This is a genomic window from Nocardioides sp. (assembly GCF_030655615.1).
Classification (GTDB): domain Bacteria; phylum Actinomycetota; class Actinomycetes; order Propionibacteriales; family Nocardioidaceae; genus Nocardioides.
This window is the reverse complement of sequence record NZ_JAURVJ010000042.1, coordinates 1-12,335: the sequence shown is the minus strand read 5'-3', so window position 1 is coordinate 12,335 and position 12,335 is coordinate 1. Positions and strand designations below refer to the sequence as shown.

Annotated in this window: 16 protein-coding genes; 12 read left to right on the top strand and 4 right to left on the bottom strand. The window is 73.3% G+C overall.

The features are described from left to right. The 10 genes from Q7T52_RS03680 to Q7T52_RS03635 form a co-directional block, all read left to right on the top strand. On the top strand, positions 1–840 hold an 840-nt coding region (locus Q7T52_RS03680; RefSeq protein WP_370692286.1), incomplete at its 5' end, for an RCC1 domain-containing protein. Between the two features lie 41 nt (positions 841–881). Next, positions 882–1,547, top strand: coding sequence for an NADPH-dependent F420 reductase (locus Q7T52_RS03675; RefSeq protein WP_304799503.1), 666 nt, complete (start codon positions 882–884; stop codon positions 1,545–1,547). A 20-nt stretch (positions 1,548–1,567) separates the two neighbouring features. After that, complete coding sequence (locus Q7T52_RS03670) at positions 1,568–2,590, top strand: DUF695 domain-containing protein (protein ID WP_304799501.1); 1,023 nt, start codon at positions 1,568–1,570, stop codon at positions 2,588–2,590. 60 nt (positions 2,591–2,650) lie between these two features. After that, on the top strand, positions 2,651–3,823 hold the full coding sequence (locus Q7T52_RS03665; protein ID WP_304799500.1) for an acyl-CoA dehydrogenase family protein: 1,173 nt from the start codon (positions 2,651–2,653) through the stop codon (positions 3,821–3,823). An 80-nt stretch (positions 3,824–3,903) separates the two neighbouring features. Beyond that, positions 3,904–4,374 (top strand): GtrA family protein, encoded by a 471-nt coding sequence (locus Q7T52_RS03660; RefSeq protein WP_304799498.1) that lies wholly within the window; start codon positions 3,904–3,906, stop codon positions 4,372–4,374. 98 nt (positions 4,375–4,472) lie between these two features. After that, positions 4,473–5,870, top strand: coding sequence for an OFA family MFS transporter (locus Q7T52_RS03655; RefSeq protein WP_304799496.1), 1,398 nt, complete (start codon positions 4,473–4,475; stop codon positions 5,868–5,870). A gap of 158 nt (positions 5,871–6,028) precedes the next feature. Beyond that, the gene (locus tag Q7T52_RS03650; RefSeq protein ID WP_304799495.1) at positions 6,029–6,316 is read left to right on the top strand and encodes a hypothetical protein; all 288 of its coding nucleotides are present in this window, start codon (positions 6,029–6,031) and stop codon (positions 6,314–6,316) included. A 73-nt stretch (positions 6,317–6,389) separates the two neighbouring features. After that, positions 6,390–6,764 (top strand): SAV_915 family protein, encoded by a 375-nt coding sequence (locus Q7T52_RS03645; protein ID WP_304799493.1) that lies wholly within the window; start codon positions 6,390–6,392, stop codon positions 6,762–6,764. Further along, positions 6,761–7,093: a hypothetical protein gene (locus Q7T52_RS03640; RefSeq protein WP_304799491.1), complete on the top strand. Its 333-nt coding sequence runs from the start codon at positions 6,761–6,763 to the stop codon at positions 7,091–7,093. The genes Q7T52_RS03645 and Q7T52_RS03640 overlap by 4 nt, the downstream gene beginning before the upstream one ends. Next, the gene (locus Q7T52_RS03635; protein ID WP_304799489.1) at positions 7,090–8,361 is read left to right on the top strand and encodes a hypothetical protein; all 1,272 of its coding nucleotides are present in this window, start codon (positions 7,090–7,092) and stop codon (positions 8,359–8,361) included. The genes Q7T52_RS03640 and Q7T52_RS03635 overlap by 4 nt, the downstream gene beginning before the upstream one ends. A 204-nt stretch (positions 8,362–8,565) precedes the next feature. Here the strand turns inward: Q7T52_RS03635 and Q7T52_RS03630 are convergent, their stop codons facing one another. The 4 genes from Q7T52_RS03630 to Q7T52_RS03615 all read right to left on the bottom strand — a co-directional run bounded on the left by Q7T52_RS03630 (position 8,566) and on the right by Q7T52_RS03615 (position 11,165). Further along, positions 8,566–8,925 (bottom strand): hypothetical protein, encoded by a 360-nt coding sequence (locus Q7T52_RS03630; protein WP_304799487.1) that lies wholly within the window; start codon positions 8,923–8,925, stop codon positions 8,566–8,568. 129 nt (positions 8,926–9,054) lie between these two features. After that, the gene (locus Q7T52_RS03625; RefSeq protein ID WP_304799485.1) at positions 9,055–9,780 is read right to left on the bottom strand and encodes a hypothetical protein; all 726 of its coding nucleotides are present in this window, start codon (positions 9,778–9,780) and stop codon (positions 9,055–9,057) included. Between the two features lie 58 nt (positions 9,781–9,838). After that, positions 9,839–10,513, bottom strand: coding sequence for a dihydrofolate reductase family protein (locus Q7T52_RS03620; protein ID WP_304799484.1), 675 nt, complete (start codon positions 10,511–10,513; stop codon positions 9,839–9,841). A gap of 49 nt (positions 10,514–10,562) precedes the next feature. Next, positions 10,563–11,165, bottom strand: coding sequence for a nucleoside triphosphate pyrophosphatase (locus Q7T52_RS03615; RefSeq protein WP_304799482.1), 603 nt, complete (start codon positions 11,163–11,165; stop codon positions 10,563–10,565). Positions 11,166–11,188: 23 nt separating this feature from the next. Here Q7T52_RS03615 and Q7T52_RS03610 point away from each other — a divergent pair, with 23 nt between their 5' ends. Next, complete coding sequence (locus tag Q7T52_RS03610; RefSeq protein ID WP_304799480.1) at positions 11,189–11,809, top strand: TetR/AcrR family transcriptional regulator; 621 nt, start codon at positions 11,189–11,191, stop codon at positions 11,807–11,809. Positions 11,810–11,918: 109 nt separating this feature from the next. Beyond that, on the top strand, positions 11,919–12,335 hold a 417-nt coding region (locus tag Q7T52_RS03605; protein WP_304799478.1), incomplete at its 3' end, for an alcohol dehydrogenase catalytic domain-containing protein.

Genomic DNA, 12,335 nt, shown 5'->3' with positions numbered 1-12,335 from the left:
GGCCGCGGCGGCTACGGCCAGCTGGGCGACGGTGCGGCGGTGGTCCGGCTGACGCCGGTCACGGTCAGCGGGCTCACGGGCGCGACCGAGCTCGCGGCCGGCGGCCTGCACACCTGCGCCCTGCTGGGCGACGCCAGCGTGCGCTGCTGGGGCGACGACACCTCGGGTCAGCTCGGCACCGGCAGCTCCTCCGCGGGCCAGGCCAACACTCCGGTCGCGGTCGTCGGGCTGTCCGGGCCGGTCGTCGCGCTCGACACCGGGACCTTCCACACCTGCGCCGTCATCGACGACGGGACGGTCCAGTGCTGGGGCAACAACGGCGACCGCAGGCTGGGGGCGACGACGACGTCCGACCGCACGTCGACCCCGGTGACCGTGACGGGGCTGACCGACGTCGTCGACGTGGCCGCCGGCGACCGGCACACCTGCGCGCTGACCGGGGCCGGCGCCGTCCGGTGCTGGGGTCGCAACCTCGACGGCCAGCTCGGCGACGGCACCGACCAGGCGACCACGTCCCTCACCACCCCGGTCGCGGGCGGCGCGGTGGCCGTCGCCGTCGGTGAGGAGCACTCGTGCGCGCTCCTGGAGGACGGGACGGTGCGCTGCTGGGGCGACAACGGCTACGGCGCCACCGGCTCGCCCACGACCACCCTCACCGTCCTCACCCCGACCGCGGTCGCCGGGTTCGCCGGCGCCACGATGCTCTCGGCCGGTGGCGACAACACCTGCGCGACCACGGCGACCGCCCTGTGGTGCTGGGGCTTCAACTTCAGCGGCCAGCTCGGGCCCAGCTCGACCGCCGACCGGTCGTCGACCCCTGTCCGGGTGCTCGGTCTCTGACCCTTGACCTCAACCGCGCTCGAGCTCCTAGCGTCGCGAGCATGACTCCTCTCACCATCGCCGTCCTCGGCAGCGGCCCGGTCGGCCGTGCCCTGGCCGGCGCGTTCTCCGGACTCGGTCACGCGGTCGTGCTCGGCACGCGCGACCCTGCGACCACCACCGCCCGCCCCGAGCACGCCAGCTGGTCCACCGACCACCCGACGGTGCGGACCTCCACCTTCGCCGACGCCGTGGTCGGCTGCGACCTCGTGGTCAACGCGTCGGGCGGCGACGTGACCCTGGCCGTGCTAGGCCTCGCCGACCTCGACCGTCTCGACGGCACCGTCCTGCTCGACGTGAGCAACCCGCTCGACCACTCCCAGGGCTTCCCGCCGCGGCTGTCGGTGAGCAACGACGACTCGCTCGGCGAGCAGGTGCAGCGGGCCCACCCCCGTCTGCGCGTCGTCAAGAGCCTCAACACGATGAACAACGCCGTGATGGCCGACCCGCGGCGGCTCGGGTCGAGCACGACGGTCTTCGTGTCGGGCGACGACGCCGACGCCAAGGCGCTCGTCACCGACCTGCTGACGGCGCTCGGGCACGACGACGTCGTCGACCTCGGTGACATCACCACCGCCCGGGGCCCCGAGATGTGGCTCGCGCTCTGGGTGCGGACCGCGGTCGCCCTCGGGACCTCGGACTTCAACCTCAAGGTCGTCCGCGCCTGACCGGCTCCTAGGCTGCCCGCATGGCCGACCCCGACGCGCTGACCCCCGACCACGACGCCTTCTGGGCCTGGTGGTCGTCGGAGGGCGCGGCCGCCTGCGAGGCCGGCATCGCGGCCGGCACGCTGACCGACCTGGCCGAGGTCATCACCGAGCGCGTGCACGCGCTCTCGCCCGACCTCGTGTGGGAGCTGGGCCCGGGCGCCACCGCGCAGCACCAGCTCGTCGTCAGCCCCGAGGGCAACCCCGACGCCCGGGCGACCGCTCGGCGGTGGCTGCGCGCCGCACCGCCGGCCACCGCGACCTGGGAGTACGCCGACGCCCGCCCCGCCTCGCCGGACCCCGCCTCCGGGGGCATCCAGGTCGGTGACGCGACGGTCGACTTCGGCGCGATCCGGATCGGCGCGACCGTGGTCGGTCACCACGTCGACGTCGCGGTCCACCACCCGTTGCTGCGCGACCTGCCCGAGCAGGCGCGGGGGACCGTCGTGTTCATCTCGCTCGACCACACCCTCGGCGAGACCGAGTGCGAGACCTGGATCGGCAACGTGGAGGCCGCGCTCGAGGAGCCGGCCGACGCGCTCACCCTCGACGGCCTGCGCGACCTCGTCGCCCAGGTTCGCACCGACGCGCTCGACGCCGACGGCGAACCCACCTGGGTGATGCTGCAGGGCCAGGTCGACGGCGCGCCGCTGATGGCGCTCGCGCAGGTGCCGCTGGCGCCGAGCTGGGCGCCGCACCTCGACGCCCACCTCGAGGTCGACGTCCCGTTCACCGACGCCACGGCCGAGGGCCTGCCGGCACCCGGCGCCCTCGACGACCTCCGGGCGCTGGAGGACCACCTCACCGAGCGGCTCGGCGGATCGGGGCGGCTCGTCGCCCACGAGACCGGCCGCGGTCGCCGTACCTTGCACTACTACGTCGACTCGGCCCGCCCGACCGCCGGCGTGGTCGAGGCCGCGGTGACCGGCTGGACCCAGGGGACGGTCGCCGTGACCCACACGCCCGACCCCGCGTGGCAGGGCGTGCGGCACCTCCGCACCTGACCTGCCAAGGACCTCCGCGGGTGGTTAACAAACGCTAACCTCCGGGGATACCATCGGCTCATGACGTTCGAGCTGTCCCGTGAGCACGAGGAGTTCCGCCGCAGCGTCCGCGAGTTCGCGGAGGCCCAGATCGCACCGCACGCGGCGCAGTGGGACCGCGACCACCACTTCCCGGTCGACGTCGTGCAGCAGATGGGCAAGCTCGGGCTGTTCGGGCTGACCGCCCCCGAGGCCTACGGCGGCGCCGGTGACGACGGTGACTTCACCAGCCTCTGCGTGGCGATCGAGGAGCTCGGCCGCGTCGACCAGTCGATGGGCATCACGCTCCAGGCCGGGGTGGGGCTGGGCATCAACCCGCTCCTCGCCTACGGCACCGCCGAGCAGAAGGAGCGCTGGCTGCCGGCCCTCGTGGCGGGCGAGGCCCTCGCCGGCTTCGGGCTCACCGAGCCGGGCGCCGGCTCCGACGCCGGGGCGACCACGACCAAGGCCGAGCTCGTCGGCGACGAGTGGGTCGTCAACGGCGCCAAGCAGTTCATCACCAACTCCGGCTCCGACATCACGAGCCTGGTCACCGTCACCGCCCGCACCGGCAGCCGCGACGACGGCCGCCCGGCCATCAGCGCGATCATGGTCCCGAGCGGCACGCCCGGCTTCACCGCCGAGAAGGCCTACGACAAGCTCGGCTGGCACGCGTCCGACACCCACCCGCTGAGCTTCGAGGACGTCCACGTCCCGGCCGACCACCTGCTCGGCGACGAGGGCCGCGGCTACGCGCAGTTCCTGGCCACGCTCGACGACGGCCGGATCGCCATCTCGGCCCTCAGTGTCGGCTGCATCCAGGCCTGTCTCGACATGGCGGTCCACTACGCCGGCGAGCGGCAGACCTTCGGCGGCCCGATCGGCCGCAAGCAGGGCGTCGCGTTCCAGATCGCCGACCTCGAGGTCATGCTCCAGGCCAGCCGGATGCTGACCTACAGGGCCGCCGCCCTCAAGGACGCCGGCCGCCCGCACCAGGAGGTCAAGCGCGCCGCCTCGGTGGCCAAGCTCTACTCGACCGAGTCGGCCGTGAGTGCGACCCGGATCGCCACCCAGGTCTTCGGTGGCTACGGCTTCATGGAGGAGTACCCCGTCGCCCGCTTCTACCGCGACGCCAAGGTGCTCGAGATCGGCGAGGGCACCTCCGAGGTGCAGCGGATGCTCATCGCCCGGAGCCTCGGCCTGCCGGTCGAGTAGCCGGCTCGGCAACGGGCCGAGTGACGCGTCAGGCACCGCCGATCCCGCGAACGGAGCCCCTCTCCGTATAGGATCGACCCGTGTCGGACCGGTGGCAGCGCATCCTGGGTGAGGTAGGGCGGTTCTTCGCCGTCGCCCAGCTCGCCACCTGGGTCTCGTTCGTCCTCTTCAACGTGCTGGCCCACGGCTGGATCGTCGGCGGCTCGCTGATGCGTGACCAGCCCATCTGGGCCTACGTCCTGGCCAACTGCGTCGGCATGGTGATCAGCTACCACGGGGCCCGCGGCTGGGTGTTCCCGCACCGGCCGCCGCAGCAGGCCGACGGTGGGTGGACGGCCTACGTCATCATCAACCTGCTCGCGATGGTGCTGCCGGTCGGCTGCCTCGCGCTGACCCGCCACGTCCTCGAGATGGACTCGGTGCTCGCCGACAACCTGTCGGCCAACGGCGTCGGCCTGGTGCTGGCCTTCGTGGCCCGCTTCTACCTGTTCAAGCGGTTCGTGTTCCGGCGTCCGGTCGAGCCGGTCCACCCGGTCGCCGCGTCGCTCTGACCCGGTCGGGGTGACGGGGGCGGACACCCTCCGCGGGGTGTGGTGGGCGTCACCTCCCGGTCGCGAGGCTGGGGCCTTCGTTCTCGGGAGGTCCTCGCATGGTGCCGTCGTTCCTCGCTCGTGACCGGACCGTCGCCGGTCCGTCGTTCAACCGCTGGCTGATCCCGCCGGCCGCCCTCGCGGTGCATCTCTGCATCGGCCAGGTCTACGCCACGAGCGTCTACAAGAACGCCCTCGTCGCGCACTTCGACAGCAGCCTCACCACCATCGGCTTCATCTTCTCGCTGGCGATCGTGATGCTCGGCCTGGCGGCCGGCTTCGGCGGCACGTGGGTCGACCGCAACGGTCCGCGTGCGGCGATGTTCGTCTCCGCCTGCTTCTGGGTGACCGGCTTCCTGGTCGCTGCTCTCGGCATCTCGCTCGGTTGGCTGTGGCTGGTGTTCGTCGGCTACGGCGTCATCGGCGGCATCGGGCTCGGCATCGGCTACATCTCCCCGGTCTCCACGCTGATCAAGTGGTTCCCCGACCGCCCCGGTCTCGCGACGGGCATGGCGATCATGGGCTTCGGCGGTGGCGCGCTCATCGCGAGCCCGTTGAGCGGCCGCCTGATGAGCCTCTACGACGACGCCTACGACTCCGCCGACACCACCTCGGTCGCCGACGGCCACGCGGTGGCCCTGCTCTTCGTGACCCTCGCCGTGCTCTACGCCGTGTTCATGATGTTCGGCGCGTTCACCGTGCGGGTGCCCGCCGACGACTGGAAGCCCGCCGGCTGGGACCCGTCGACGGTGCGCGAGAAGAAGCTCGTCACCACCGACAACGTCTCGGCCGACAACGCCATCAGGACCCCGCAGTTCTGGTTGCTGTGGGCGGTCCTCTTCTGCAACGTGACGGCCGGGATCGGGATCCTCGAACAGGCCTCGCCGATGATCCAGGACTTCTTCCGCGAGGGCGACACGTCCACGGTGAGCGCGGCCGCGGCCGGGGGCTTCGTCGGGCTGCTCTCGATCGCCAACATGGCCGGCCGTTTCGTCTGGTCCTCGACGTCCGACGCCATCGGCCGCAAGCCGATCTACGTGCTCTACCTGGGTCTCGGGCTCGGGCTCTACTTCCTGCTGTCGACGGTCGGGTCGTCGTCGACGGCGCTGTTCGTGCTGCTGGCCGCGGTGATCATCAGCTTCTACGGCGGCGGCTTCGCCACCGTCCCGGCCTACCTGCGCGACCTGTTCGGCACCTACCAGGTCGGTGCGATCCACGGGCGCCTGCTGACGGCCTGGTCGGCGGCCGGCGTGGCTGGTCCGTTCATCGTCAACGGGTTCCTCGACGCCCAGGGCGAGCCCGGCTCGCTCACCGCCGACGCCTACCGCCCCGCGCTGCTGACCATGGTCGGCGTGCTCGCGATCGGGCTGGTGGCCAACGTGCTCGTCCGTCCGGTCGCCGAGCGCTTCCACGAACCCACGTCCGACCGGCCCGAGAAGGAGAGGAGTGCAGCATGAGCTCCCGACTCCTCGTCGCCTGGGCGCTGGTCGTCGTCCCGCTGGCCTACGGGCTGGTCGAGACCATCCGCAAGGCCTCAGCGCTGTTCGGCTGAGCCCGTCCCGAACGGGGACCGCCAGCCACCCCTATGGTTGCCGCGACTGGGTACGGTGCGCTCGTGCCCGCCACGGATCTCGCAGACCTGCTCGACCGAGCGGCCCTCAACGACACCGTCGCGTTCGCTGCCTTCTACGACCTCACCGTCGCCGACGCCTACCGGCTCGCGCAGCTGAGCGTCGATCCTGCGCGGGTCGACGACCTCGTGCACGACGCCTACCTCAACGCCTGGCTCGACAGCGCGTCCTACGCGCTCACCGGTTTCAGCGCCCGCGCCTGGCTGATGATCCTGGTGCAGCTCAACGTCTCACCCGAGCCCGTGGGTGGCGGCCACGTGTTCGCGACCTGACGCGGTCGGACGTTTGGTCCCGGCCACCTCCGGCAAGGCTCACGCCACGCCCCTACCAGGAGGAGTGAGCCAGATGGCCGACACCAACCCACGTCTGCGACGCCGCCCCGCCCCGCCGGTGGCGGCCGAGAGGCCCGGCGAACGGCTTGCTGACGAACCGACCGGACGCCGCGCGATCCCGCCGGTGGTCTACCTGCCGGTGAGCCCTGCGCCCGCCGCCGACCAGGGGGTCGTGCCGCTGGTCGAGCTGCGCCGTCTCGGCACGGGGGAGACGGCGCTCCTGGCCTACACCGCGCTCGACCGGCTGGTCGACGGCCTCGGGCCCCACCAGCCCTGGACGCTGCACGAGACCGCGCGGCTCGGCGAGATCGAGCAGCGCTCACCGTTCGACGTCGTCCTGTTCGACCAGCGGGTGCCGGCCGAGGTGCAGCACGGCGGTGCGCGATGACGATCGACGTCAGCCGCAGCGCGGCCCAGGCGATCGTCACGGGCCACCTCGACGCCGCCAACGCCATCAACGGCGTCGCCGAGGCGATCCCGCTGTCGGTCGACGCCGGCAGGGCCAGCGGCATCGTGGCCGACGCGATGGGAACCGTGATCGAGCAGCTGGGCGCCCTGGCAGACGCCCACGGTGCCGCCGGCACCATCGTCGTCGCCGCCTACAACCAGCTGCTGCGCACCGAGGAGGCCGTGGCGGACGAGTTCCTCGACCTCGCCGACGACGTACGTCGCGACAACCTCGGCAACCTGGGCGACTTCGCGAAGGGGAAGCCATGATCGACCTCCACGTCGACGGCAGGCCCGCCGCCGTCAGCAGGGCCGCCGACCTCATGGGGCGCACCGTCCCCGACGCCCTCGGCACCGCGGGCGCCGACGCCGCCCAGGGCGCCCGGGGCGGCGTCGGCTGGAGCGGCCGGTCCGGCACCGCCTACGCCGCCACCGCCGCCGACCTCGGCGCCGGTGGCAAGCAGGTCGCCGCCGCCAGCAGGCTGGTCGGCGACCGCCTGCGCGAGCTGGCCACCGAGCTCCAGGAGCTCAAGTCCGCCATGGCCGACCTCGCACAGCGGGCCCGGGACGCCGACCTCGACGTCAACGGCGAGGCCATCGAGGACCCCGGCGCCCCCGTCCCAGCCCCCCGGGCCTTGTCCGCCGACCCGACACCCGACGAGCGCGAGCAGCACGACCGGCTCGCCACCGCCCACGACGAGCAGCTGGCCCGGATCGAGGCCTACCGCCGGCTCTCCGACGATCGCGACCGGCTGTTCGAGGAGCACGAGGCCTGGGTGCACCGGCGCCTCGGGTCCCTGCCCGGACTGGTCGAAGAAGCGGTCGAGGAGCTCCCGAGGGTGCTGCTCGAGGTGGCCAAGGAGGCGCAGACGTCGGCCCTGGGCCGCTACGCAGCCGGCCTGCGCGAGCGGGCCCACGACCTCGAGGTCGACCAGGTCCGTCGGGCCCTGGAGCGCTCCGAGGAGACGCGTTCGCAGCGCGAGGCTCGCGAGGACGAGCGCCAGCGGCGTACCGCAGACGCCGATCGTCGCGCCGCCGACCTCACCGACGACTTCACGCGCCGGTTCGGCAAGGCCCTCGACCTGGCCGACAAGGGCTTCCCGCTCGTCGACCTGCTCGCCGGTACGCCGCCCGGCAAGGTAGCCGCGGAGGAGCTGCTGTCCTGGCTCGCCACCCGGGCCGGGCTCGCGGCACTCGGGCTCACCGGCGGACCAGCCCTCGTCGCCGGCCTCGGCCTCGGCATCGCCGGCGGGCTCGCGGCCGACGCCGTGTGGGACGCCCTCCCGCCCGAGGTCCGCGACAAGATCGACCCCAGCACGCTCCTGGGTCGTGACGACCCGGAGCCCGGCCGGGATCCGTCACCCCCCACCTCGAGTCCCGGGCCGACGGGCCCCTCCGGCCCGACGGTCGACGACGGCTTCGCTGTGCCCTACCCCGACCACGACCCGGGCATCGGGAGCCCGCGGCCCGACGGCGGCGACCGGGAGTTCTCGCACCCGTTCACCCTCGACGGCGACCCCCAGCCCGTCAGCGCCTGAACAGGACCCCGGACGCCGTCGAGCGCCCGTAGGGTGGACCGATGTTCGGGGTCGGGATGGTCGAGATGGTGCTCATGCTGATCGTCCTCGTCGCGGGCGTGTGGTTCGTCGCGCGGCGCTCGGGCTGACGGGGCCGGTCACGCCGAGTGCTACCGACCGCGCCGCGACGGCGACACCTCGCACCCGGTCGGCATGGCGCACACCTCAGGCGACGGACGGCCGCCGGTCGTGGCGACGCGGTGTCGGCGGCGTCGGCGGCGTCGGCGGCGTGCGGTCGGGCCACGTCCGGACGGCGTCGGGGAACGGGGCGGGCCAGGTGCCACGCGGCTCCGGCGAGTAGATCGTCCGGCGCTGCACGCCGCGGGCCCCGTCGGTGCGCCACGTGAGGGACGCCTCGGCCGGGTCGCGCTCGATGAGGTGGTCGACCGAGACCGAGGCCAGGTCGATCCGGTGGGTCTCGCACCAGGTGGACAGGGCGGTGCGGACGTCGTCGGGGAGCTCGTCGACGGGACCCGCGATCAGCAGGGTGGTCGGCGAGCACGTGAACAGCCGTTCGGGATCCATGCGGGTGGGGTCAGGTTTCTGTGGGGTGAGGAGTTGACACCAGGTTCAACGCCGCGGGGGCGGCGACGACACGGTCTGCTCGGTCAACACGGTGTGTGCTGCGCCACGGCGCCGTCGTACCCCGCCCTGTCAGGCGCGCACGGTCAAGGTGATCCAGTCGTGGTCGGACCCGGTGGTGGCGCGGCCGATGACGTCGAGACCACCGACAGCCTCGAAGACCGGGTCGTGGCAGACGCCGTCGAGCCCGTGCGCGACGTAGTGCAGCCCGAGCTGGGGGAAGGTCCGGTGCGGGGCGTAGGGCCAGGCGTCGTCGACGAAGCGCACCTTGCCGCAGGGGACGCGGTAGTTGAAGTCGCCGCCGCCCAGGACCGGCCAGCCCTCCGTCGTGTGGCGGTCGAGGAGCGCGAGCTCGGCCCGGACGTGGGCGCGGTACTCGCGGGTGCCGCGCCACACCGGTCGTACCGTGCCGTCCCGGCGCTGGACCCAGGCGTTGCGGTGGGTGGAGTAGGCGAGGGCGCGCCGACCACCGGGCAGGACGACGCGTGCCCAGGCGCCCCACCGGTCGTGGGCGACGAGGGAGCGCGGCACCGCCTCGGACAGCTGGACGACGCCCGAGTCGACGACCTCGACGTCTCCGCGCACGAGCAGGGCGACCTCACGACTGCCGTGGGTGCCGTCGCGGCGGCCGACATAGCGGTAGCCGGCCACGTCGTGCACGACAGCGGGCCAGCCGCCCGCGACCTCGCACAGGGCGACGAGGTGCGGCCAGCCGTCGACGAGGCGGTCGAGGTCCTGGGCCGGCTGGCGGTTGCGGACCGACAGGTTGGCCACGCGGACGTCGTACGTCGCGGTCACGGCCGGACCAGGGCTGCGGGCACGTGCCCATCATCCCGGCCCGGGTGGTCGTGAGCGCTCACCCCGACGACGGACTCCTCGCCGGACGGGGCAGCTGGTCGAGGACCCGGTAGAAGAGGTGGGTGACGCCGTGACCCACGACCACGCGCTGCTGCTCGAGCCGCACCGGGGCGCCGTCGAGCTCGTCGAACAGCCGGGTGCCGCTGCCGAGCAGCACCGGCGTGAGGTGGATCCAGAGCTCGTCGAGCAGCCCGAGGCGGAGGCACTGCATGGCGATGTCGCCGCCGGCGACCCCGACCGGCTTGTCGCCGGCCACGGCCCTGGCCTGGCGGATGGCGCTCTCGACGCCGTCGGTGACGAACCGGAACGGACCGTTCTCGCCCCGCCACTCCGTGGGCGCGTCGTGGGTGACGACGAAGCTCGGGATGCCCATCGGGTCGTCCCCGCCCCACGCCTCGGCGTCGTCGAACGTGACCCGGCCCGTGACGTTGGCGCCGAGGTCGAACGCGGCGCGCGCGACCGGCGCACTCGCCTCGTCGACGTGGAAGGTGAGGTCGCTGTTGGGCATCGGCACGGCGACGTCACCGCCGTCGTACCACGCGTGCACCTCGTCGGTGCCGTGGTCCTCGCGGGCGACGAAGCCGTCCAGCGACATCGACATCTCGACGACGACCCGGCCCGGCGTGGCGGTCCGGTCGCCCTGGTCGGTCCTGCTGTCGTTGCGTTCGGTCATGGGAGTGGTGACCGCTCGTCCCGGCCGGACTCATCGCGACGACGAGGGGTCAGCCGGTCGCCCAGAAGTCGGTCCACGCGTGGCCGAGGTCGGCGACCAGCGTGCGCAGCAGGGGCAATGACACGCCGACCACGTTGTGGGGGTCGCCCTCGATCGAGGTCACGAACGCGCCGCCGAGACCGTCGACGGTGAACGCACCCGCGACGTGGAGCGGCTCACCGGTGGCGACGTACGCCGCGATCTCGGCGTCGGTGACGTCGGCGAAGTGGACGGTGGTCGAGGCGGTGGCCTCGGCGACCCGGCCGGTCGCGGTGTCGCGGAGGCAGTGGCCCGTGTGCAGGACGCCGGAGCGGCCGCGCATCGCCGTCCACCGCGCCGTCGCGTCGGCGGCGTCGTCCGGCTTGCCGAGCGCCTGACCGTCGAGCTCGAGCACCGAGTCGCAGCCAAGCACGAGCGACCCGTCTGGCCGCTCGGGGCCGTCGGCGACCGCTCGGCACTTGAGACCCGCCAGGGCGAGGGCGAGGTCGGCCGGTGGCACCCCGCTCACCTGCGACTCGTCGACGCCGGAGACGACGACGAGCGGGTCGAGCCCCGCGCTGCGCAGGGTCTTGAGCCGGGCGGGGGAGGCGGAGGCGAGCACGAACGTCGGCACGCCGGTGACGTTACTGTCAGGCCGTGGCAACCGACGCGACCCGGGCCGGCCTGGTGGACGCTGCGACCCGTGCCTTCGCCGAGGACGGGGTCGCCACCGCGTCCCTGGTCGAGATCACCCGGCAGGCCGGGCAGCGCAACCGCGGCGCCGTGCAGTACCACTTCGGCGGCCGTGAGGGCCTGCTCGTCGCGGTGCTCGACCAGCACGCCGACTTCCTCGCGCGCCGCGAGGGCGAGCTGCTCGCCGTCGCCCGGACGCGACCACCCGACGACCTCCCGTCGGTCGTCGAGGCCATCGTGCGGCCGGCGGTGGAGCTCGCCGAGTCGGGGTGGCGCGGCCGTTGCTACCTGGCGATCCTCGGCGAGCTGGTCGAGCAGGACCCGGCCACGTTGAGCCCCGAGGTGGCCGCCGCGCTCGCGCGCACCGGCGGCTACGAGGTCTACGCCCTGCTGGCCGAGCGGGTGCCGGCCTACGACGAGGAGCTGCGCACCGAGCGGTTCTCGCTGCTCACCTCGTTCGTCCTCGGCACCGTCGCCCGACGGGCCCGTGGGGGCGAGGACGGCCGGCCGCAGCTGCCGCTGGAGCGGTTCGTCGACAACCTCGTCGACCTCGGGACGGCGATGGTGGTCGCCCGCGCCCGCTGACCCGTCGTCGATCTACGACGGGTCAGCGTGGTGGTGGACCCCGTTGACGGTTACTACGGGCTCCTAATACGTTCGGCTCGTGACGTCCGTCACACGGGAGGGGTGCGACATGAGAGCCGTCCGCGTGGTCCGGCACGGAGAGCCGAGCGAGGCGATCTGCGTCGAGGACGTCGAGGTGCCCGAGCCCGGGCCCGGCCAGGTGCGCGTCCGGGTTGCGGCTGCCTCCCTCAACTTCGGCGACGTCGCCCGCTGCCGCGGCGGGGTCAACGCCTCGATGGCCGCGCCGCCGTTCACGCTCGGCATGGACGTGGCCGGCGTCGTCGAGGCGGCCGGCGAGGGCATGGAGCGGTGGCTGGACCGGCGGGTCGTCGGCATCACCCCGCAGGCCGTCGGCGGGCTCGCCGAGCACGCCCTGGCCGGGACCGTCCTCGACGCCCCACCCGGGTACGACGACGTGGCGGCCGCGGCGTTCACCCTGCCGTTCCACGTCTCGTGGCTGGCGCTGCACGAGCGCGCCCGGCTGGCC

What these genes read in the sequence shown, in the direction of transcription:
- Q7T52_RS03675 (WP_304799503.1), top strand. Translation starts at nt 882, where the DNA reads ATGACTCCTCTCACCATCGCCGTCCTCGGCAGCGGCCCGGTCGGCCGT.
- Q7T52_RS03620 (WP_304799484.1), bottom strand. Translation starts at nt 10,513, where the DNA reads ATGACCGAACGCAACGACAGCAGGACCGACCAGGGCGACCGGACCGCC.
- Q7T52_RS03670 (WP_304799501.1), top strand. Translation starts at nt 1,568, where the DNA reads ATGGCCGACCCCGACGCGCTGACCCCCGACCACGACGCCTTCTGGGCC.
- Q7T52_RS03655 (WP_304799496.1), top strand. Translation starts at nt 4,473, where the DNA reads ATGGTGCCGTCGTTCCTCGCTCGTGACCGGACCGTCGCCGGTCCGTCG.
- Q7T52_RS03665 (WP_304799500.1), top strand. Translation starts at nt 2,651, where the DNA reads ATGACGTTCGAGCTGTCCCGTGAGCACGAGGAGTTCCGCCGCAGCGTC.
- Q7T52_RS03635 (WP_304799489.1), top strand. Translation starts at nt 7,090, where the DNA reads ATGATCGACCTCCACGTCGACGGCAGGCCCGCCGCCGTCAGCAGGGCC.
- Q7T52_RS03645 (WP_304799493.1), top strand. Translation starts at nt 6,390, where the DNA reads ATGGCCGACACCAACCCACGTCTGCGACGCCGCCCCGCCCCGCCGGTG.
- Q7T52_RS03630 (WP_304799487.1), bottom strand. Translation starts at nt 8,925, where the DNA reads ATGGATCCCGAACGGCTGTTCACGTGCTCGCCGACCACCCTGCTGATC.
- Q7T52_RS03640 (WP_304799491.1), top strand. Translation starts at nt 6,761, where the DNA reads ATGACGATCGACGTCAGCCGCAGCGCGGCCCAGGCGATCGTCACGGGC.